The organism is Pseudonocardia alaniniphila, assembly GCF_022524485.1.
Classification (GTDB): Bacteria; Actinomycetota; Actinomycetes; order Mycobacteriales; family Pseudonocardiaceae; genus Pseudonocardia; species Pseudonocardia alaniniphila.
The window spans coordinates 26,546-46,898 of sequence record NZ_JAKXMK010000052.1 but is presented as its reverse complement, the minus strand read 5'-3'; the positions used below and the strand labels follow the sequence as shown (position 1 = coordinate 46,898).

Genomic DNA, 20,353 nt, shown 5'->3' with positions numbered 1-20,353 from the left:
GAGGGAAAGAAGCGGAATCGGTCGGGTGTGATCGAGCTCGGCCCCGAGACCGACTTACGCGTCGGGATCGGTCAGGTGCACGGCAGCTTCCTCGGCAGACGCTCCCGCGCCGTCCACTCCGACGTCGTGCGCGTCCAGCTCGCCGTCGATATCGCTGTCAGCGACGAGCCGGCCGGCTCGCGCATCGCCGACCTCGTCATCCCTCAGCTCTCCGTCGGTGTCGGATACATCGCCGAGGTTGTCCCACTCTTCCTCGCCCCCGGAATCAGGCAGTTCACGAGCCAGCAGACGGTCCAGGCTCTCGCCCTCCGCCTCCTCGCGCGGCGTGGTTCCCCAATCATCGACCGCCCATGGGCGCTCGGGCGGCGACAATCCCTCGTCCAACGGATCATCAGGTCCGCCCGTTTCCAGGGTGTCCAGCTCGTCGAGCTGCTCGAACACGTCGTCGTCAACCTCGTCAGGGTCCACGTCATCCTCCCCGGTGTCGGCCCGGTCGGTCATCCGAAGCCGTGACCGGACCAATTCCTGTGTCTTTTCGGCTTGTTCTTCCGATCAACGCCTCGGCTCCTCGACGGACATGTCCGCATCGGCAGCCGAATGTACATGCCGACCCTTCGACCGGGAATCGTCGTCACCGACGCCGTCCGGACAGCCACCCTCAGCAATGATTGCGACGATCAACGCTCAGGGCTGGCCGGCCCTCGCCTCAGCAGGAAGGCCGCCCGCTGCCGATCCGTGATCCGCAGGTCGGTGCGGACAGCCGGATTGCCGACCGGCCTGCCGGTGCTCGCCGGGAGACGACCCGCGAGCATGATCGTCATGGTGGGACCGGCAGCCGTGCTGGACGCGGCTGTACGGCCCCAACCGATGATCATCCTCGAGCGACGGGCAGGGCGGCCCACTATGATCAGCAGTTTGGGACCAGCAACCGCGCCGGACGCGGCTGCGCGACCCCAAACACGATCATGGGGCGGCCGGGCTCGCCGGGCCGGGCGACTGGCCCGGCACCCGATCATGATCGGCAGATCGGGGTCGACAACCGCGCAATACACGGCGATGCGGCCCAAAACGATGATCATGCACTCAGAGCGGACGGGTCCCCCCCAAGCAGGAGGGACAGCTACACCCGTCGATAACCAGCAGGTCGACACCGACCAACCCGGCGGGACACCAGCGCGGCCCCGAACGGCACCGGCGGCGAGCCGTCGCCGCGCCGCGCAACAACCCCCTTCCCGTCCATGATCAGCAGTTCGGGACCAACAACCGCGCCAGACACAGCTGTACGGCCCCAAACGATGATCATGGGGCGGCCGGGCTCGCCGGATCGGGCGACTGGCCCGGCACCTGACCATGATCAGCAGATCGGGGTCGACAACCGCGCAATACACGGCTACGAGACCCCAAACGACGATCATCATCGGGCCGACGGGAAAGGATCAGCACCAGGGGCCTATATGTCGGTGTCATACCGTTTTCGCAGTTATCGGAGTACTCGCGCCGGAGTGTGGCGAGGCCTGACGGCCGTCCTTATGGTCGTCTCCCGGCGCGTACTCCTCGTCGCCGGAGCGGAACGCGGCCGACGTCCAGCATCCGCACGCCCGCGGCGAGCACACGGTCGCCATCGAGAAGGAGCCTGCGATCAACATGGATCCAGAACAGACGTACCGAATCCACATCCACAGCGACGAATTTCAGTTCGAGAGCGAGATCCACGCCACCCGGGTAGATCGGGAAGACGGATGGACGGTGTTCTGGCGCGGAAATGATGTTTTTCTGCGCATCCGAGACGAGCACATCGTGAGTCTCGAGCATCTGGTGTAGTCGGCTCGGGCATCAGGCTGACGCCAAGGTGCACGCTGTTGACGCGCTTCCCTGACCGCCCCGCTGTGTACCGTGGGGTCTCCCTGGTGCGACGCCGGCACTCGGCACACGGGAGCTCAGCTGCCCTCTCACCAGTCGTAACAGGGCGCTCGTCGTGTGGCTGCCGAAGCTCTGGACGTTGAGAATCGATCGGCAACAGGCAGACCGGAATCGACAGCGTGAGCCGACGGGACATGACCCGTTGCTCTCTCAGCGAACTGTGCCGGCACGGCAGTGACCGCACAGCACGAGGGGAAGCCACGATGACAAGATCTGACCTGTCGCAGCTACACCGGCGAACTCCGGAGGAGCACCTGCGGCGCTCCGACCCCGTCTTGCGCGGGATCATCGACGGGATCGTGCGCGATGGCAACCAACCAGCACTGCGACCCGATCCGACGGCGCCACCCGATCCGAACATGCCGACGGACCGCTACGGCGTGCTCGTGCGCGCGATCGTCAGCCAGAATATTTCCAACAGCGCATCGCGCTCGATCTATCGAAGACTGACCGATCGCTTCGATGGGCACCCGCCGACACCGCGGGAGCTTCTCGACGACGATCCCGACAAGCTGTGCCAGGCCGTAGGCCTGTCGAGAGCGAAGACGGCGTCACTGCGTTCGCTCGCCGAGCACATCGATTCCGGCGACCTCGACCTCGAACGACTGCACGAACTGCCCGACGACGACGTGATCGCGCAGCTCTCGGCGGTGAAGGGCATCGGCACCTGGACCGCCGACATGTTCCTGATGTTCCATCTGAACCGGCCGGACGTGCTGCCCGTCGGCGACCTCGGCCTCCGCCACGCCGTCGAGAAGGCGTACGGGTTGTCAGGACCGCCGGGCCCCGCCGAGATGGGGCGGATCGCGGAGCCGTGGCGTCCGCACCGGACGCTGGCGTGCCTCTACCTCTGGCAGATGGCGGAGGCAACGCCGCAGGTCTAGATGCCCAGCGCGGGCATCGGCTGACCCCACCGCTCGAGTCGTCACCCAACAGCCCTCACTCGCACACGGAGACCCAGATGCACGGATCGAACAGCCCGCCCGTCCCCATCGAGGTCCAGGTGACCGGTGTCCACACCGACGCTTTCGTGGCCGAGGTGACGGAGCGCATGCGCGCCGCCCTGCGCCACGCCGGCCGCCCGGTCCTGCACGCCCGCGTACGCATCACCCGGGACGGCGACCCCGAGCGGCCGATCGTCGCTCAGGCCAACATCGATCTCGACGGCCGCCTCGTTCGCGTGCAGGTACACGGCGGGACCGACCGGGACGCGCTCGCACGCCTCGAGGAACGCCTGCGCAACCGCCTGCAGCACGTGAGCCGTGCCGCCGGGACCTGGGAGGACCGTCGAGGGCGAAGCGCGCCCTCGATGGCCGGGCCGCCGGCCGGCGACGAGCGGACCGAGTGGCGCCATGGCGACCTGCCGACCCGCCGCGGGCCCTCCTACCCGCGCCCACCGGCCGAGCGGCAGATCATCCGGCACAAGTCCTTCTCCGTCGCCGAGTCGGAGATCGACGAGGCCGCCTTCGACATGGAATCGCTGGACTACGACTTTCACTTGTTCACCGAACTGGGGACCGGCCAGGACAGCGTCCTGTACCGCGGTGGCCCCACCGGCTACCGGATCGCCCAGGTCGAGCCGCACCCGGAGTCACTGGCTCCCCATGCGCTGGAGGTCACCGTGAGCACACAACCGGCGGCAGTCCTCTCGACCGACGAGGCCATCGAACGCATGGCTGCCCTCGACCTGCCGTTCCTGTTCTACCTCGACCGGGAGCGCGGCCGTGGCGCGCTGCTCTACCACCGCTACGACGGCCACTACGGGCTCATCACCCCCGCCGACAGCGACTGAGTCAGACGCCCAGGCGTGGGCGTCGAGCTGAACGCGGGTACCGGCGGCCCCCCGCCCGCCGGTACCGCGATCGGATCAGGCTCGGCGCTACGTCCGGTATCGGAACAGGATCCGGCCCCGGTTCAGGTCGTACGGGCTGAGCTCGACGAGAACCCGGTCGAGCAGCACGATCTTGATGTAGTGCTTCCGGATCTTCCCGCTGATGTGCGCGAGCACCTTGTGCCCGTTCTCGAGCTCCACCCTGAAGGTGGCGTTGGGCAGGCAGTCGACGACGGTGCCCTCGACCTCGATGGCTCCTGTTGTCTTCGTCATACGCCACGCACCATTTCCAGGGCGCCGCTCACGCGCTGCGCGCCGATGCCCTCGAACAGCGCCGTCGCCGCGCTGTTGCGCTCGTCCACCTCGGCCGACGCCGCCTCGACCCCGCCGCGGTGCAGCGCACCCAGCACCTCGGCCAGCATCGCCCGGGCGATGCCGCGGCGGCGCAGGCCCTCGCGGACCGCGACCAACCCGATCCGCGCGTGGCGACGGCGCGCCACCACCCGGACCAGCCCCACGTACCGATCGGCGGCCTCGGCCACCGCGAACGTCGACGGGTCCATGGGAGCCCCGTCCGGCCGGGCCGGCACCTCGACCGGCATCGAGTCCCAGCCCACGCCGACGTCGACCTCGGTGCGGACCGACTCGTACACCTCGCGCAGCGCGGGCTCCCGCGCTGCACCGAGGCCCAGGATCGTCACGTCCGGCGGCGCCGGCGCGGTGTCGAGCCCGGTGACCAGCGGGTCGGTGGCGACGAGGTACTCCCGTTCCCGGCGCCGGACGGTGAGGCCTGCCCGCTCCCAGCGGGCCGTCAGATCGTGGTCGGCCTCGTCGACCATCGTGTACAGCGGGCTCGGCAGGTCCGCCAGCATCGCGGTGGCGAGCCGGTCGAAGACCGCGCTGTGCCACGTGTCGATGCTGAGGAAGACCCGGCCGTCGGGTCGGCGGGATGCCTCGCCGTGGCCGATCACCTGGTCGTTCTCCACGGCCCGCCACTGCAGGTCGTCCCCCCGGGTGACCACCGCGTGCGTGCCGACGGTCGGGGGTGCGCCCGCGCTGAAATGCACGGATTCCATAGGTTTGCCCTCTCAGAAGTGCCTGGTGGGAGGCGCTCCTGGCGACACCTACGTCAATCGCCCGATCGAGACGGAGAGGGGAGCACCCACGTGCGTACAACGAGCATGGGTCCCACCTCCAACGGTCGGGTCGCGATCGCGCGCACGGTATCAGCGCGGACACCCTCGTCCGCCACCGATTTTCCGGGCCCGGCTCGAAGAGAGGTGTCGGGGGCAAGCGGAAGCGGAGCGAGTTTCCGGGAGCGCGAGCGGTCCCTCGCGGCCCGGAAGTCGTGGAGCGTGCTTGCGGCCGGCGCCGACCGGGTGACGAGCACGGTCCAGCCGTGCCAGGGGTCCAACGGCGGACGTGATGTTCGGCGCGGCCTGAGGACCAGACAGAATCACTCAGGCCCAATCACAGGCCGGGATCGGGACCGGGTCACTGTCCCTGCCTCATTTATCTCATCTCCCTAATACACCTATCTGATCGGCTCACCCCGATATCCCACACTCGATATCGCCGTCCGCGTAGCCGCGACCAGGCAAAACAATCCCTCTTCAGCACGGCGGCCCGGTCCCGTGCTACTCACGCGACGGCTGATCTGTGGTTACATCCGTAATCGGGGCCGCGGAGCGGCGAGCCCCTTCCCTATTGCTCGGGCGAGGCCCGCCACCTCACCGTCGAGACCATCGCGGTCGCCACCGCCCTGAGCACCACGAAAGTCGGCAAACCACGACAAGGAGGGCTGTTCACTTATCGCACATCGGGCTCGCAAGAACACACATCACAACCTGCCGGCCCCGAACCGGGGGTAAGGTTCATTTCATCCACCGCCGCCAGGAGGACCACTCAGCATGGCCGACAGCACGGTCCGGACACTCTCGGAAGAACTGAACAGCCTTGAACGAATCCTTGCCGGACTCTCGAGTGAAGAATGGGCGGCTTCAACCAGATTGATACCCGTCGACGAGGACCTGCCCCACTGGACGATCCTTGAGCTGGCCGGACATCTCGAGTTTGCGATGAACATGGTCGACACTCTGATCGATGGCGAGAGCGACGAGGAGCCACAACTGGATCCAGCCGGCTTCTTCCTGGTCCGCCGGTCCGAGGTTGCCCCTATTGCCTATCAGCATGCCTACCAGACCGTCGGAGGCAGGAGCGCGGACCAGATGCGCGAAAGCTTCTCGGCAACCTGCTCCGCGACAGTCAAACGAGCAGAGGCCACGAGCCCCGATCTTGTCGGGCCGGCACTCTTCGGACCCATGCGCCTCGACGACTTCCTGGTGACGAGGGTGGTGGAGGCAGTGGTTCACGGACTCGACCTGACGCAAGCGCTCGACCGGGAGCCGGTAGCTACTTCTGCCGGAATCGAAGCGGCCGCCGCCGTCCTGGACGAGTTGCTCGTTCGGCGCGCCGCCGGGCAACGCCCTGCCGACCTGTCGGACGATTGGAAATGGGTCGAAGCCGCCGCGGGCAGAGTCCCGCATGGTGATCAGCGGCTGCCACTCCTCGGTTAGATCGTCACCTTTCCTGCTCGGCGGCCAACCGGATGGCCACGTCGATGATCATGTCCTCCTGTCCGCCGACGTAGCCCAGCTCGCCGCAGCGCCGCAGGATCTCGTGCGTCGGCACCTTGTACCGCTCCCCCGCCCGCTCGGCATGCAGCAGAAACGAGGAGTACACCCCCGCCCAGCCCTGCACGATCGCGTTGCGGTCCAGCTTCGGCCACCGGCGCAGGTAGGGACGCACGACCTCCTCCGCGGCATCGAGCAACGCACCGACATCGAGCCCCGTGTCCACGCCCAGCCGGTCGAACACAGCCGCCAGCACCTCCGTCGGCGAGTTGCCCGAACCCGCCCCGAGCGCGCACAGCGAACCGTCGATGTAGCGGACACCCGCCTCGTACGCCAACACCGAGTTCGCCACGCCGAGCGAGAGGTTCTGGTGGCCGTGGTACCCGACCCACGCCTCGTCGCCGATCTCCGCGAGCAGCGCCTCGAACCGCGCCGTGGCCTCATGCATGAGCAGCGCACCCGCGGAGTCGGTGACGTAGACGGTCTGGCAACCGGCGTCGACCATGATCCTGGCCTGCTTCGCCAGGTCCTCCGGCGGCGTCCGGTGCGCCATCATCAGGAATCCGACGGTCTCCATCCCCAGTTCCCGGGCCACCCCGAAATGCTGCGGCGACACGTCGGCCTCGGTGCAGTGGGTCGCGACCCGCACCACCCGCGCACCGGCGTCGTGCGCCCGGCGCAGATCGTCGGCGGTCCCGATGCCCGGAACGAGGAGCACCGCGATCATCGCCCGCCGGGCCTCCTCCCGCGCCGCGGCGATCAACGTCATCTCGTCGGTGTGCGAGAAGCCGTAGTTGAACGACGACCCGCCGACCCCGTCGCCGTGCGAGACCTCGATGACCTCGACACCGGCCCGGTCCAGCGCCCGGACGGTGTCGCGCACCTGCGTCTCGGTGAACTGGTGTGCCATGGCGTGGCTGCCGTCGCGCAGCGTCGTGTCGGTGATCCGCACGTCGTGGCGGAGTGCGGGCCGACCGGTTCCGGTGGTGCCGCTCATGTCAGGACCGCCCCTTCGCGGCCGCCATCAGCTCGCCCACCTGGGCGGCCGCGGCAGTCATGATGTCGAGATTGCCGGCGTAGTCGGGCAGGTAGTCGCCGTTGCCCTTGACCTCGAGGAAGATCGCCACGCGGGCCAGTGGGCCGTCCGGGCCGTCCCAGCCGGGTTGCGGGTCGTCGAACTGCGGCTCGGCCCGGAGCGTGTAGCCGGGCACGTACTCCTGCACCGCAGCGACCATCTCGTGGATCGACGCCGTGATCGCGTTCCGGTCGGCGTCCGGGGAGATCGCGCAGAACACGGTGTCGCGCATGATCATCGGCGGCTCGACCGGGTTGAGGATGATCACGGCCTTGCCCCGGCGGGCGCCGCCGACCTCCTCGACCGCCCGCGCGGTGGTCTGCGTGAACTCGTCGATGTTCGCCCGGGTGCCGGGGCCTGCGCTGCGGGAGGCGACCGAGGCGACGATCTCCGCGTACAGGACCGGGGTGGTCCGGGAGACGGCGTGCACCATCGGGATCGTCGCCTGGCCACCGCACGTGATCATCGAGACGTTCGGCGCGGCCAGGTGCGCCGCGCCGTTCACCGGCGGGGACACCATCGGCCCCACGTGCGCGGGCGTGAGGTCGACGGCCTGGATCCCCGCCTCGGCGTACCGCGGGGCGTTGTCGACATGCGCCTTCGCGGAGGTCGCCTCGAACACCAGCTGCGGGAGCGGGTCCTGCCGCAGCAGCCAGTCGACCCCCTCGGCCGACGCCGCGACGCCCTGCGCGCGAGCCCGTGCCAGGCCGTCGGACTCCACCACCCCGACGACGTACGCGACCTCGACCGCCCGGCTGCGCTGCAGCTTGGCGAGCAGATCAGTGCCGATGTTCCCGGGGCCGACGATCGCCGCCGTCACCTTCGAACTCACCTCAACCATGCCCGGACGTTCGCACCGATTCCGGGCGACGATGAACCCGTGCGTTCCATTCAGCGAGACGGGGGGCCGAACTCCGTCCTCGGCCGTGCATTGACGCTGCTGACGGCGTTCCACCCCGGCGACGGCGACCTGAGCCTCGCCGAGCTGTGCCGGCGCACCGGGGTCAGCAAACCGACCGCGCACCGGCTCCTTCAGGAGCTGACCGCGTGGGACATCGTCGAGCGCACGGCGCACGGCTACCGCCTGGGCATGCGCCTGTTCGAGCTCGGCCAGCTCGCGCCCGGCCAGCGCAGCCTCCGCGAGACCGCGGCCCCGTTCCTCGCCGACCTCTTCGAGGCCACGCACGAGACCGTCCACCTCGCCGTTCCCGACGACACCGAGGTCGTCTACGTCCACAAGATCGACGGGCGCCACGGGCCCACCGTCGCCTCCCGCATCGGGGGGCGAATGCCCGCCTACTGCACCGGCGTGGGCAAGGCACTGCTCGCGTTCGCCCCGCCCGGACGGCTCGCGGCCGTCGTCGCCGCGGGCTTACCCCGGCGGACACCGCGCACGATCATCGCCCCCGGCCTGCTGGAGAAGGAGCTCGCTCGGGTGCGCGAACGCGCCGTCGCCGAGGAGCACGAGGAGTCGACCGTCGGGATCGCCTGCGTCGCGGCACCCGTCCTCGACGCCGATGGCACGGCCGTGGCAGCCGTGTCGATCACGGGTTGGGCCAACCGCCTCGACACCACACGGCTCGCACCTGCGGTGCGGACGGCGGTGCTGGGAATCTCCCGGTCACTCATGCCCGATCGGACGGCCCCGCTCGGTTGATCACGCCGGGACGTCGGGGTCCTGCAGTCCATCGTCGACCGGGGTGTCTTCGGCGACCAGTTCGAGGCCGGATCGGCGGGCCTGCTCGATCAGGAGCGTCGCGAAGTCCTCGGTGGTGTGCCCGGCTCCGATCGCGGCCGTGACGAGCTCCGCGGCGGTGGCCGCGATCGGCATCGACACGCCGTACTGGCGCGCTGCGGCGAGTCCGAGATCGAAGTCCTTGCGCAGCAGCGGATTGGTGAAGGTCGGGGTGAAGTCGAGACCGACCATCGCAGGCGTCTTGTAGCGGCTGAAGACGGAGCCCATCACCGAGTCGTTGAGGAAGCCCAGGAAGGCGGCACGGCTCACTCCGCCCTTCTCCGCGAGCACCGTGATCTCGGCGAGAGCCTGTATGACGACGCCCAGGTAGACGTTGTGCGCGATCTTGACCAGCCGGGCGGCCTCACCGTCACCGACGTAGGTCGCTCCGCGGCCCAGCACGCCGAAGAGGGGTTCGACCTCGTCGAACAGGTCGCGCGGGCCTGACACGGCGAAGGTCAGCCGCCCCGCCGAGACGACGGCCGGATTCCCGCTGACAGGCGCCGCCAGGAAGCCGGCGCCGCGTCCGGATGCCGCCGCGCGGGCGGTCGCCGAGGCGTCCAGGGACACGGTCGAGGAGTCGACGACGATCCGCGGTGCCTTGACAGGGTCCGTGAGGAGGCCGTCGGGCCCGGTCAGGACGGCGGCGAGGTCGGAAGAGGCGGAGACCACCACGAAGACGACGTCGCGACCCGCGAGGTCGGCCGGGCGATCCACGACCTCGGCGCCGAGGTCTGCCAGCGGCTCGGCCTTGGCGCGGGTCCGATTGAAGACCGCGAGATCGTGGCCTGCACCGACCAGCCGGCGGGCGAGTGCGAACCCCATCCGACCGGTTCCGATCCATCCCACGCGCACCGCGGCGGGATTCTGCGGGTCACCCATGATCTTTCCTCCGACGTGAGCAATGGATGCATGCGCGGCGCTCCGGCATTGCCGAGCACGTGGTGACGTCACGGGTGGCTGATGCCGACCAGGACCGTGTGCCGGAGGACGCCCGCGATCTCGCGATGGCCCGGTTCGTAGAGATGGGTCCAAGGCGAGGACGGTGCCGAGCGCGTAGTCCGATGTGGCTGCCGGGACGTCCGTGTGCGCGAGCCGCCAGCTCACCAGCACTGGCGAGGTCGACGTCCGGTACATCTCCCCGATCAGCACCGACGACCGCTCGGCCCGCAGGGTTCACGCGCTGCCATTGTGCATGTACCCGAACGCCCGTGCAGCCGCGAGCACCTTGCCCAGCGACGTACTGCTGACAGGTGGCGCGAGAACTCGCTGACGGCGCGGGAAGCAGCGCCGACATGGACCCCGGCACGCTCCGCCACGCCCTTTCGGTGTGCCGCTGCACCCCAGCACACTAACCCTGGGTCGCTGACCAATACGGTGATCGTCATCGAGCGCTCACCGGAAAGCAGGGCGAACACGCTGCGGCAGCCGGCTTATCCGGCTTTCGCGAGCCGGATCACGACACCCTGCCGAACTCCGGGACGCGGAGAAACCTGGAAATCACGAGGTTTCGCGGAGAGGGGCCAATTTGTCCGGTGCTCGGATGATGTCGACGCGGGAGATGCGGTCGCCGTCGAGCGTCAGGGAGACGACGAAGTCGCAGTCGTCGCCTCGGAGGACGGCGAGGCCGGGTGCGCCGTTGACCATCACCGGGGCCGGCTGGCGCTCGGCTTTGAGGAATCTCGCCATGCCGACGAGCATGCGTGCGACCCGGACCGCTCCATGAACGGGTCGCCGTGCCGCGCGGACCTGTCCGCCGCCGTCGCTGGTCAACCGCACGTCGGGGTCGAGCATCGCCATCAGGGTGGGTAGGTCGCCGCCGATGGAAGCGCAGCGGAACGCGGCCACCACCGCCTCGTGGGTACCCCGGTCGACCTCCAGGCGAGGAGTGCCGGCCGCGACGCGCTTGCGGGCGCGCGCGGCGAGTTGCCGCACCGCGGCCGGGCTGCGCCCGACCACTCGCGCGACCTCGGTGAACTCCATGTCGAACAGGTCGTGCAGCACCCATGCGGTGCGCTCGGGCGGGCTGAGCGTCTCCAGCATCACCATCAGCGCGAAGCTGACGCGGTCATCGAGGGTGACCCGCTCGGCCGGATCTGCCGGTAGCGGTGAATCGACCCACGGTTCGGGCAGCCAGGGCCCGACGTAGGTCTCGCGGCGGACCCGGGCGGAGCGCAGGGTGTCCAGCGCGCGGCGCGCCACGACGACGGTGCCCCAGGCCTCGATGTCCTTGATCGGTGTGGCGGCGTCAGCGGTGACCAGGCGCAGCCAGCAGTCGGACACGACGTCCTCGGCTTCGGCGTGACTGCCGGTCACCGCGTAGGCGATCCGCACCAGCCGCGGACGGGCCCGGGTATACGCGGCCGCCAGCTCCGCTTCATCGGTCACGACCAGCTCCCGACCGTGGTCCCCACCGCCGCTCCCTGCATTCCCAGCGTCACCGCCTCATCTCTCTCGGTGCCCCGACCGATGCGGGATCCTCCGCACACGTGATGAAGACGAGATAGAGCGCCGGCATGTGACAATCGAGAGAGTGTCGGGCCCCACATTTCACCGGCCCAGCTCAGATGATCCTGATTCCAGGAAGTACCAGAGAAAACCGACGAGCGTGCTGACGCCACCGGATCAGCCACGAAGCTGCTCGCGAAAGGTGATGGTGAACCTGGCGGATTCGAAAGGCCCCTGGTCGACCGCGGGACGCAATCAGGACGGCTCTGTCCGACCGTGTGAGTCTCCGTCAGTTCAGACCTCGGCGAGCGGCACCCGCTCATCGGCGAGCCGGCCGGGATCGACGGCGGTTCCGGAGCGAATGAGGCGCTGGACATCCTCGGTGACGTCCCAGACGTTGACGTTCATGCCGGCGCGGACGCGCCCGTCGGACAACCAGAACGCGATGAACTCGCGGGTGTCCAGGTCGCCGCGCACGACGACCTTGTCGTAGTCACCGGGTTGAGCGTGACCCGTGTACTCCATCCCGAGGTCGTACTGGTCGGTGAAGAAGTACGGCAGCCGGTCGTAGACGACGTCCTGTCCGAGCATGGCACGGGCGGCGGCCGGCCCGGTGTGCAGCGCGGTGGCCCAGTGCTCCACGCGCACTCGTCGCCCGATCGTCGGATGGTCGATGTTGGCGATGTCGCCGACGGCGTAGATGTGCGGGTCGCTGGTACGCAACCGCGAGTCGACCAGCACACCGTTGTCGATCATCAACCCTGCACGTTCCGCGAGCTCGACGGACGGAATCACCCCGATGCCGACGACGACGGCGTCGGCCGGCACGGTCTCCCCGCTCGACAGCGCCACGCCGGACACCCGCCCACGGCCGCCCACGATCTCGCGGACCCCGCTTCCCAGGCGGAGGTCGACGCCGTGCGCCCTGTGCAAGTCGGCGAAAACGGCGCCCATCTCGTCGCCGAGAACCTGACGCAACGGCTGGTCGTCACGCTCGACGAGGGTGACGGCACAGCCCCGCAGGCGGGCCGCGGCTGTCACCTCCAGCCCGATCCACCCCGCCCCGATCACGACCACTCGCGTTCCAGGGACCAGGGTGGCGCTCAGCGCGTCGGAGTCGTCGATGGTGCGCAGGTAGGTGACACCGGCCAGGTCGGCACCGGGCACGTCGAGCGGGCGCGGGACGGCGCCGGTGGCGAGCAGCAGTTCGTCGTAGCGCAATCTGTGGCCGCCGCCCACGATGACGTCCTGGCTCGCTGTGTCGACGTCCTCGACTCGGCACCCGGGCCGCAGTTCGATCCTCTGCGTGTCGTACCAGGCAGGCTGGTGCACGAAGGCGGTTTCGCGTTCCTGCGTGCCGAGCAGGTAGCCCTTCGACAGCGGTGGCCGCTCGTACGGGGGATGCTTCTCCTCGCCGAGGAGCACCACGCGGCCGGTGAACCCCTCGGTGCGTAGGGTCTCCGCCGCCTTCGCCCCGGCCAATCCGGCTCCGGCGATCACGAACGTCCGCTCATCACTCATCTGTCAGCTCCTTGTAGCCGGTCACAGCCCGGCGGTCGTCAGCCCCCGCACGGAGCGCACCCTCGGGGATCCGGCGGATCGCGCGAAGGATCTGTTCTGCCTTTCCTGTGGATGTGCACATGGCCGGCGAGTGTGCGGCCGGGGTCCGGATGTGTCGCGGTTCGTGTCCAGCACTGCGGGACTCGCTGCTGGATGCTCCGGGGTCCACCGATCAGGATCGCTGCCCATGAACTGGGTCTTCGATGTGCGGGCGGGCAGTCCTGTATCGCTGTGTGCAGCATGATCGCGTTGCGGGGTCACACCCGGGGTGGTCCTGAGGTTCTGGTGTATGAATCTGCACCACTGCCGATCCCAGGAAATTGCGAGGTGCTGATCGCCGTCCACGCGGCGGCGATCACGTTCGATGAACTGACCTGGCCCGAGACGTGGGCCTCCGGCGATACAGCCCTCTTCTTCATCGTGACGCCGGAACAGCACCGGCTGACCTGGATAGCGAACCTGATCGACACCGGCGCGCTGAAAATGAGCGTCGCCGCGACGTTTCCCCTGGCCGAGGGCCGAGCCGCCTACAAGAGCGGCGCCACCCGGAGACACCACCGGGGTAAGACCGTTCTGATCGTCCGGGACCGACCGGTGCACCACGGAAAAGAGAGAGAAATGGCTGCTGTCAGCAACATGATGGAGAAGGATCTGCTGGAGGTTGTTCCGCCGTTCATCGTTCAGGGTTCCTCCGCGATGATCCGGCTCCTCGAACTGCCGCCAGGGGACCCTGGTCTCGCCCCGCACCGTCACTCCGGGCCTGTTTTCGGCTACATGCTCGAGGGAGAGATGCTCTTCGAGCTCGAGGGTGAGGCGCCGTATCCGATCACAGCGGGAGAGGCTTTCTGGGAACCGGGCGGCGAGGTCATCCACTACACGGTCGCCAACCTGCTCGCAGACAGGACGAGTCGATTCGTCGTGGTCATGCTGTGCGCTCCTGGGGTCGAGATGATCACACTGGTCGAGGACGAGGAACTTGTAGCCAAGGCACAGGAACGGATTCCCGCACCGCCACGGTAGTTCTCCTGGCTTGCCGCATGACGGAGCCGCCGGGTCAGCCGGAACGGGTGCCCTCCTGCGCCGGTCGCGGGGCCGCGGTGTCCAGGGGTACGGCGGCCGACCGCACGAGTCCGAGCTGCACGACCTGACGACCCGTCACAGCGTCGAGGATCCAGTCGATCGCCGTGCGCACGCGGTTGCCGGGCATGCTGAGCAGGTGATACCCACGGGCGACGGTTTTCGCCGGCAGCCCGGAGATCGGGATTCGCAAGGGGTTGGCGGCGGCCTGCGCGCCACCGAGATCCACCACGAAGCCCAGGTCGTGGTGCTTGTACAGGCGTATTCGCCCGTAGCCGAGCGACGCCGCGACGTTGCGCCCTGCGAGCTTGCCCTGGCGAGTGGCGTGCTGTGCGGTCATCGCCGTCACCTGGCCCGGCCGCGTGAGGTCGGGCACCGCGGCGGCGTCCCCGCAGGCGAAGACGTCGGGGTGACCGGGCACCACGAGCGTCGGCTCCACCACCAGCCTGCCCTTCCGTGTCTCGAGGCCGCTCTCCTCGACCAGCGGGTCGGGGCGTACACCCACGCACCAGGCGATGGTGCGCGTCGGGACGAACTCTCCGGTCGTGAGGAGCACGCCATCCCCCGTGGCCTCCCGCACCGAGGTCTCGGTATGGATCTCGACGCCGCGCTCCCGCAGCACCCGGTCGGCCGCGCGGGACAGCCGCGGATCCAGCTCGGGGAGCACCTTCGGCGCGAGGTCGAGCAACAGCCAACGCACCTTCTGGTGCCGCAGGTGGGGATGGCCGGCCCGGATCGCGTCGGTGAAGAGCGGCCCGTGGGCTGCCACCTCGGTGCCCGTGTATCCCGCGCCCACTACCACGAACGTGCACCGGGCGGTCCGCTCGTCGGCGTCGTCGGTCGAGTCGGCCAACTCGAATTGCCGGACGATGTGATCGCGCAGGTAGAGCGCCTCGGCCACACCGCGGAAGCCATGGGCGTGCTCGGCGACGCCGGGGATCGGCAGCAGCTTGTTCACGCTGCCCACTGCGAGGATCAGGCGGTCGTAGCCGAGGCTGTGTGAGCTGCCCTCGGGGTCGGTGTAGGAGACGGTGCGCTCGGTGAGCGACACCGAAGCCACGTCCCCGAGGACGAGTCGCACCCCACGCAGCGTGTCCGGGATCGGCACGGTGATCCGCCGCGGATCGAGGATCCCTGCAGCCACCTCGGGCAGCAGCGGCAGGTAGAGGAAGTAGTCCACGGGGTTCACCAGCACGATCTCCACGCCGGAGTCCGGCGGCAGCGCTCTGGTGAGCGAGCGCGCCGCGTCGTATCCGGCGAAGCCCGCACCGACGATCACCACGCGCGAGCGGTTCGCCGAGGGCACGTGCCCGTCGGACGACTCCGGCGGTTGGATGGGCCAGATCTGCGTTCCGGACAATTCCCGTCTCCTTTACCGTGCTCTTATCATGGGTATGACGAGATCGATCGGCTGCCTGTGACAATGTGGCCGCATGATTATCTTCACCGGGGCACGGAATCTGTCACATCACGGGCGTCCGGTCTCGTCTACACGCCGTGAGCGTGGCCTCCGTCAGGGATCACCATGGTCTGGCTGAAATCCAGCCCGCTGCGCAGGGCTCCGACGACTCGCTTCATGAGCCACATCAACAAGGAGAAGCAGTGCCGGACGTTTTTCGTTCATCGGTAGCGGTGCAGGTGCGGTCCCCAGCAGCTGCGGAGTGGCAGCGCTGGGCGGGACCACGCTCGTGTTGCCGGTAGAGCCGACCAGTTCGAGACTCGCAAGGTGGAGCCGCAGATGGGGCCATCGGGAAACGAGGGGCCGCCACGGGACGGAGTCATCCGGACTCCGGACCGGCGTCTGCGGGTGTTCGTGAGTTCCACGCTGGGCGAGCTGGCCGATGAGCGGGAAGCGGTCTCGCGCGCCATCTCGGCGCTGCGCCTGACGCCGGTGACGTTCGAGGCGGGGGCGCGGCCGTATCCACCGCGAGACTTGTACCAGGCGTACCTGGCGCAGAGCGATGTGTTCGTCGGGGTGTACGGGCAGCGGTACGGGTGGATCGGGCCGGGCATGGAGGTCTCGGGGCTGGAGGAGGAGTTCGAGCTGTCGCGGTCCTTGCCCCGGCTGCTGTATGTCAAGGCGCCTGCGCCGGACCGCGATCCGCGCCTCACCGAGCTGCTGGCCCGCATCACGGAGGACGGCACGGCCTCCTACCGTCACTTCCGCACGCCGGCGGAGCTGGGTCGGCTGGTGCGCGACGACCTGGCGATGCTGCTGAGCGAGCGGTTCGCCGCCGCACGCCCCTCGGCGACGGCCGTGGCGCTTCCGCACGCACCCGGGCCGCGCCCATTGCCGGTGGACGTGACCTCGCTCGTCGGACGGGAGCAGGCCATCGAGGAGGTAGCCGATCTGGCCGGGCGCCCCGACGTGCGATTGGTGACCCTCACCGGATTGGGCGGGATCGGCAAGACCCGGCTGGCGGTGGCGGTGGGCGAGCGGTTGACTGACCGATTCGAGGCGGGCACCGCTTTCGTTCCGCTGGCGGCGATCACCCAGCCCGAGCTGGTGCTGACAGCCGTTGCACGGGCGGTGGGTGCCGAGTTGGCGGGCACAGGCTCGCCGATGGAGACCCTGGTCGAGTACTTCGACGACGGCCGGTGGCTGCTCATCCTCGACAACCTCGAGCAGGTGGTCGACGCCGCTCGCGACATCGACGCGCTGCTGACCCGCTGTCGCGGCGTGGTGATCCTGGCGACCAGCCGAACGGAGCTGGAGCTGCGGGCGGAACGGGTGTACCCGGTTCAGCCGCTGCCGCTGCTTGCTGACCCCACCGGCGTGGCGGTGGCGGAGCTTGCGGCATCGCCGGCTGTGGCGCTGTTCGTGGACCGGGCTCGCGCGGTGCGCCCCGGCTTCGCCCTCACCACGAGCAACGCGGCGGCGGTGGCGGAGATCTGCAGGCGGCTGGAGGGGCTGCCGCTGGCGATCGAGCTGGCGGCCGCCCGCACACGGCTGCTCGACCCGGACGCGCTGCTCGCCCGGCTTGCCAGGTCGCTGGACGCGCTGGGAGTGGGCGCGGTGGACATGCCTGAGCGGCAGCGCACCCTGCGGGCCACGGTGGAGTGGAGCGTGGGGCTGCTGGAGGATGCCGAGCGGTCGCTGCTGGAGGTCGCGGCGGTGTTCGTCGACGGCTGGACCGTCGAAGCCGCTGCGCAGGTAGCCGGCCTGGATGAGGACCAGGCGCTGGAACGGTCCGAGGCACTGGCCCGCCACAGCCTGATCCACCTCACCCCCGCCGGCGACGGCCCCCGGCCGCGGATGCTGGAGACCATCCGCGCGTTCGTGGCCGAGCAGTTGGCGGTCCGGCCTGACGCCGCCGAGATTCGCTCGCGGCACGCCGGCTACTACCGGGCGCTGGCCGAGCAAGCCGACCGGCAGTTGCGCGGCGCCGGCCTGCGCGGGGGGTGCAAGCGCCTGGATGTCGAGGAAGGCAATCTGGCCGCCGCCGTGCGCTGGTACCTCGACCACGACACCGGGCCGCTTCCCCACATGTTCCGGGTCCTCTGGCTCTTCTGGTTCCTGCGGGACCATCTCGGCGAGGCCCACTCCTGGGTCGACCAGTTGCTGCCCACCGCTGACTCCTTCGACCTCCAGGCCCAGGTTGAACTGGCGTCGACGGCCGCAGCGACCGGCGTCGAGGTCGGCGACGACGAAGCGGCGCTGGCGGCCCGCGAGCGTCTGGCGCCGCTGCTCGACGGGATCGGGGACCCTTACCTCCGCGCTGTGTCCCAGCTGGTCATGGCATGGACCTCGGGGGTCGTCGGCGACTTCGACGGCGCTCTACGGGGCGCCTTGGTCTCCCTGAAGCAGCTCCGTGGCCAGGACGAGCCGTTCTGGACAGCGCTGGCCGCCTGCACCGCCGGTTTCGTGGAGGTGACCGTCGGCCGCCACGAGGACGCCCTGGGCCACCTGACCGAGATGCGCGACCTGGCGGAGCGGCTCGACAACCCCTGGCTCGCCGCCGTCTCCCGGGTGTATCTGGGCACCATGGCCGTCGCACAAGGCAGACCGGAGGAGGCCAGGGCGCAGATGGATGAGGCGCTGGAGCTGAGCCTTGCGGCCCACAGCACTCGTGGCCTCACTCTGTGTCTGGCCGCGTTCGCCCGGCTGGCGTTCGTGGAGGGTGACCCCGAGAGGGCGGCACTTCTGGCGGGGGCAGTCGAGGGCCTGCGCCGCCGGGTGGGTCTGCGGGCCTTGCCGCTGCCGCTGCTCCGGCAAGACGAAGCCGAGTTGGTCGCCCAGGTCCGCCAGGCGCTGGGCGCGGACCGGTTCAGCCGACCGTACGACGCCGGCTCGCGACTCAGCCAGCAGGAGGCGGTGGCCGCCGTCCGCGACCGGCGCAGCGCCGGCACCGCCGCGCCCTGATCCGTAGCCGCGGCATTCAGCCGACAAGACCGTGGCTGAGCCGCGCACGTCGTGCCCGGTCAGAGGAGGAAGAGCCGGACGATGTGATAGTCCGCAGCGATCCCGCGTTCGGGGTGGAACTCGAAATTCGCCGACACCAGTCCGGTTGCACCGCTCAGCCGGCCCGTGCCCTCGACCTGCCAGGTCACAGCACCTCGCGATGTGCCCTCCTCGGCGGAGGGTTCGATGAGCCCCGCACCGACCGTGGTCAGCCGAAGGCCGGCACCGTCGAAGATGATCTCGCCGTCCTCGACGAAGGTGGTCTCACCGGTGATGGTGACGCGGGTCTCGTAGGACGCCTCGGTCGGCACCCAGGAGTCGCCACCCTCTAGCACCGTTATCGAGCCCGGACCCGATTTCACGGTCGACGTGGGCGGGTCTCCCGCCGGCGGCGTTGCCTGCGTTTCGAACCTCAGGAGCAGGATTTGTCGTCGCATTCTGTGCTCCTTGCACGGAGTCGGGTTGTTCCACGATGCGCGTATGCGGCGGCGGAAAGCTTCGGCGTGGGTGTCCCCCGCAGACCACTGTCCGATCCGGCCGGCAACTGCGCTACCTCATTCCAGCTCGTTGACGGCGTATTCGGGGCGGCCGCCTGCGAGGGCCTGCGCGATCTGGTCGACGGCTGCGTGGCTCATCGCGCGCCGCACGTCATCGACCCCCGAGCCCAGATGCGGGGTGAAGAGGGTGTGCGGGTGTGTGAGCAAGGTCGGGTCGATGCGACCGGGGCGGTCGGTCCGGGCCCAGTCCTCCACGGCGAACACGTCGGCCGCGTAACCGCCGAGCCGTCCCGATTCGAGCGCATCGGCTACAGCAGCCTCGTCGACCACGGATCCGCGGCTGATGTTCACCAGGTACGCCCCGGTCCGCATTCGGGCGAGTGCGCTTCTGTCGAGCAGGCCTGCGGTGTCGTCCCGGAGCGGGAGCAGCGGCAACACCACATGGCTCGCGGCGAGAAGCTCATCCAACGACGCCCGCCGGACGTCCAGTTCGGCCTCGCGCTCGGGCGTCAGCGGCCGGACGTCGTGATAGAGCACGCCGGCGTCGAACGCGCGCAACCTCCGCGCCAGCGCCTGTCCGATCGCACCCATACCGATCATCCCGACCGTCGACCCGGCCAGGCCTGCCCCGTACAGCTCTGGCCGCCAGCCACAGAACGCGCCGCTGCGGACGTGCCTGTCGCCGGCGGCCACGTGGCGCATCAGCCCGATGATGAGCCCGATGCAGAGCTCTGCCGTCGGTGCGGTGAGCTGGTGGGGCAGCGCGGTCAGCCACACCCCATGCCGGGTGCAGGCGGCACCGTCGAAGTTGTCGTGCCCCTTCAGCGTTGCGCTGATGACGCGCAGGCGTGGACAGCGATCGAGAAGGTCGTCGTCCACGCAGTCGGTCATGCACGCGAGCAGGCCGTCGGCGTCGCGGGCGCGAGCCAGCACCTCGTCACGGGACAACACGGTGCGACTGGTCACCGGCACCGGCGTGGAGAACTGGTGCAGGTGATCGATGACATCGTCATGGACCCAGTGGGTGATCACGACCCGGGGTTTGCTGCTGGCCACGCCCTTCACAGTTCATCTCTCGAGGCGGACCTTCTCCTGATCCGCGGCGAACGTTGGCTTACGGCAGCGTTAACGGCGGTGCCGCAGACGCCACCGCGAGCACGGTCGCCGCGGGCTGA

18 protein-coding genes are annotated in these 20,353 nt (G+C 69.2%); 7 read left to right on the top strand and 11 right to left on the bottom strand.

Features of this window, described 5'->3' with window-relative positions:
* Positions 1 to 54 precede the first annotated feature (54 nt).
* Complete coding sequence (locus MMF94_RS40280) at positions 55 to 501, bottom strand: DUF5709 domain-containing protein (protein WP_379660559.1); 447 nt, start codon at positions 499 to 501, stop codon at positions 55 to 57.
* Between the two features lie 1,143 nt (positions 502 to 1,644).
* On the opposite strand from MMF94_RS40280, the gene MMF94_RS40275 reads away from it, so the two are divergent.
* From MMF94_RS40275 to MMF94_RS40265, 3 genes are all read left to right on the top strand, one after another.
* On the top strand, positions 1,645 to 1,821 hold the full coding sequence (locus MMF94_RS40275) for a hypothetical protein (RefSeq protein WP_241042762.1): 177 nt from the start codon (positions 1,645 to 1,647) through the stop codon (positions 1,819 to 1,821).
* A 302-nt stretch (positions 1,822 to 2,123) separates the two neighbouring features.
* Positions 2,124 to 2,804 (top strand): DNA-3-methyladenine glycosylase family protein, encoded by a 681-nt coding sequence (locus tag MMF94_RS40270; RefSeq protein ID WP_241042761.1) that lies wholly within the window; start codon positions 2,124 to 2,126, stop codon positions 2,802 to 2,804.
* A gap of 77 nt (positions 2,805 to 2,881) precedes the next feature.
* The gene (locus tag MMF94_RS40265) at positions 2,882 to 3,712 is read left to right on the top strand and encodes a sigma 54 modulation/S30EA ribosomal C-terminal domain-containing protein (protein ID WP_241042760.1); all 831 of its coding nucleotides are present in this window, start codon (positions 2,882 to 2,884) and stop codon (positions 3,710 to 3,712) included.
* Positions 3,713 to 3,799: 87 nt separating this feature from the next.
* Here MMF94_RS40265 and infA read toward each other — a convergent pair whose 3' ends face one another.
* Both infA and MMF94_RS40255 read right to left on the bottom strand, forming a co-directional pair.
* Complete coding sequence (infA, locus tag MMF94_RS40260; RefSeq protein WP_241042759.1) at positions 3,800 to 4,024, bottom strand: translation initiation factor IF-1; 225 nt, start codon at positions 4,022 to 4,024, stop codon at positions 3,800 to 3,802.
* Entirely contained in the window at positions 4,021 to 4,827 is an 807-nt protein-coding gene (locus tag MMF94_RS40255; protein ID WP_241042758.1) for a GNAT family N-acetyltransferase, read from the bottom strand. Before MMF94_RS40255 ends, infA begins: the two co-directional genes overlap by 4 nt.
* An 834-nt stretch (positions 4,828 to 5,661) precedes the next feature.
* On the opposite strand from MMF94_RS40255, the gene MMF94_RS40250 reads away from it, so the two are divergent.
* Positions 5,662 to 6,327, top strand: coding sequence for a maleylpyruvate isomerase N-terminal domain-containing protein (locus MMF94_RS40250; RefSeq protein WP_241042757.1), 666 nt, complete (start codon positions 5,662 to 5,664; stop codon positions 6,325 to 6,327).
* Positions 6,328 to 6,331: 4 nt separating this feature from the next.
* Here MMF94_RS40250 and dmpG read toward each other — a convergent pair whose 3' ends face one another.
* Both dmpG and MMF94_RS40240 read right to left on the bottom strand, forming a co-directional pair.
* Positions 6,332 to 7,381 carry a 4-hydroxy-2-oxovalerate aldolase gene (dmpG, locus tag MMF94_RS40245; RefSeq protein ID WP_241042756.1) on the bottom strand — a complete coding sequence of 350 codons (1,050 nt, stop codon included), beginning with the start codon at positions 7,379 to 7,381 and terminating at the stop codon, positions 6,332 to 6,334.
* Position 7,382: 1 nt separating this feature from the next.
* Positions 7,383 to 8,300 (bottom strand): acetaldehyde dehydrogenase (acetylating), encoded by a 918-nt coding sequence (locus MMF94_RS40240; RefSeq protein ID WP_241042755.1) that lies wholly within the window; start codon positions 8,298 to 8,300, stop codon positions 7,383 to 7,385.
* A gap of 39 nt (positions 8,301 to 8,339) precedes the next feature.
* Between MMF94_RS40240 and MMF94_RS40235 the strand changes: the two genes are divergently transcribed.
* On the top strand, positions 8,340 to 9,116 hold the full coding sequence (locus MMF94_RS40235; RefSeq protein WP_241042754.1) for an IclR family transcriptional regulator: 777 nt from the start codon (positions 8,340 to 8,342) through the stop codon (positions 9,114 to 9,116).
* Here MMF94_RS40235 and MMF94_RS40230 read toward each other — a convergent pair whose 3' ends face one another.
* The 3 genes from MMF94_RS40230 to MMF94_RS40220 form a co-directional block, all read right to left on the bottom strand.
* Entirely contained in the window at positions 9,117 to 10,076 is a 960-nt protein-coding gene (locus tag MMF94_RS40230; protein WP_241042753.1) for an NAD(P)-dependent oxidoreductase, read from the bottom strand. It abuts the gene before it with no gap.
* 618 nt (positions 10,077 to 10,694) lie between these two features.
* Complete coding sequence (sigJ, locus tag MMF94_RS40225; RefSeq protein ID WP_241042752.1) at positions 10,695 to 11,582, bottom strand: RNA polymerase sigma factor SigJ; 888 nt, start codon at positions 11,580 to 11,582, stop codon at positions 10,695 to 10,697.
* 354 nt (positions 11,583 to 11,936) lie between these two features.
* Positions 11,937 to 13,163, bottom strand: a complete 1,227-nt coding sequence (locus tag MMF94_RS40220) for an NAD(P)/FAD-dependent oxidoreductase (protein WP_241042751.1) — start codon at positions 13,161 to 13,163, stop codon at positions 11,937 to 11,939.
* 366 nt (positions 13,164 to 13,529) lie between these two features.
* On the opposite strand from MMF94_RS40220, the gene MMF94_RS40215 reads away from it, so the two are divergent.
* Positions 13,530 to 14,222, top strand: coding sequence for a cupin domain-containing protein (locus tag MMF94_RS40215; protein WP_241042750.1), 693 nt, complete (start codon positions 13,530 to 13,532; stop codon positions 14,220 to 14,222).
* Between the two features lie 34 nt (positions 14,223 to 14,256).
* Here MMF94_RS40215 and MMF94_RS40210 read toward each other — a convergent pair whose 3' ends face one another.
* Complete coding sequence (locus tag MMF94_RS40210) at positions 14,257 to 15,585, bottom strand: NAD(P)/FAD-dependent oxidoreductase (RefSeq protein WP_241042772.1); 1,329 nt, start codon at positions 15,583 to 15,585, stop codon at positions 14,257 to 14,259.
* A gap of 507 nt (positions 15,586 to 16,092) precedes the next feature.
* Here MMF94_RS40210 and MMF94_RS40205 point away from each other — a divergent pair.
* Complete coding sequence (locus MMF94_RS40205; RefSeq protein WP_241042749.1) at positions 16,093 to 18,642, top strand: DUF4062 domain-containing protein; 2,550 nt, start codon at positions 16,093 to 16,095, stop codon at positions 18,640 to 18,642.
* Positions 18,643 to 18,701: 59 nt separating this feature from the next.
* Here MMF94_RS40205 and MMF94_RS40200 read toward each other — a convergent pair whose 3' ends face one another.
* Both MMF94_RS40200 and MMF94_RS40195 read right to left on the bottom strand, forming a co-directional pair.
* Positions 18,702 to 18,992 (bottom strand): hypothetical protein, encoded by a 291-nt coding sequence (locus tag MMF94_RS40200; protein WP_241042748.1) that lies wholly within the window; start codon positions 18,990 to 18,992, stop codon positions 18,702 to 18,704.
* 243 nt (positions 18,993 to 19,235) lie between these two features.
* Positions 19,236 to 20,234, bottom strand: coding sequence for an NAD(P)-dependent oxidoreductase (locus MMF94_RS40195; protein ID WP_241042747.1), 999 nt, complete (start codon positions 20,232 to 20,234; stop codon positions 19,236 to 19,238).
* Positions 20,235 to 20,353 lie beyond the last annotated feature (119 nt).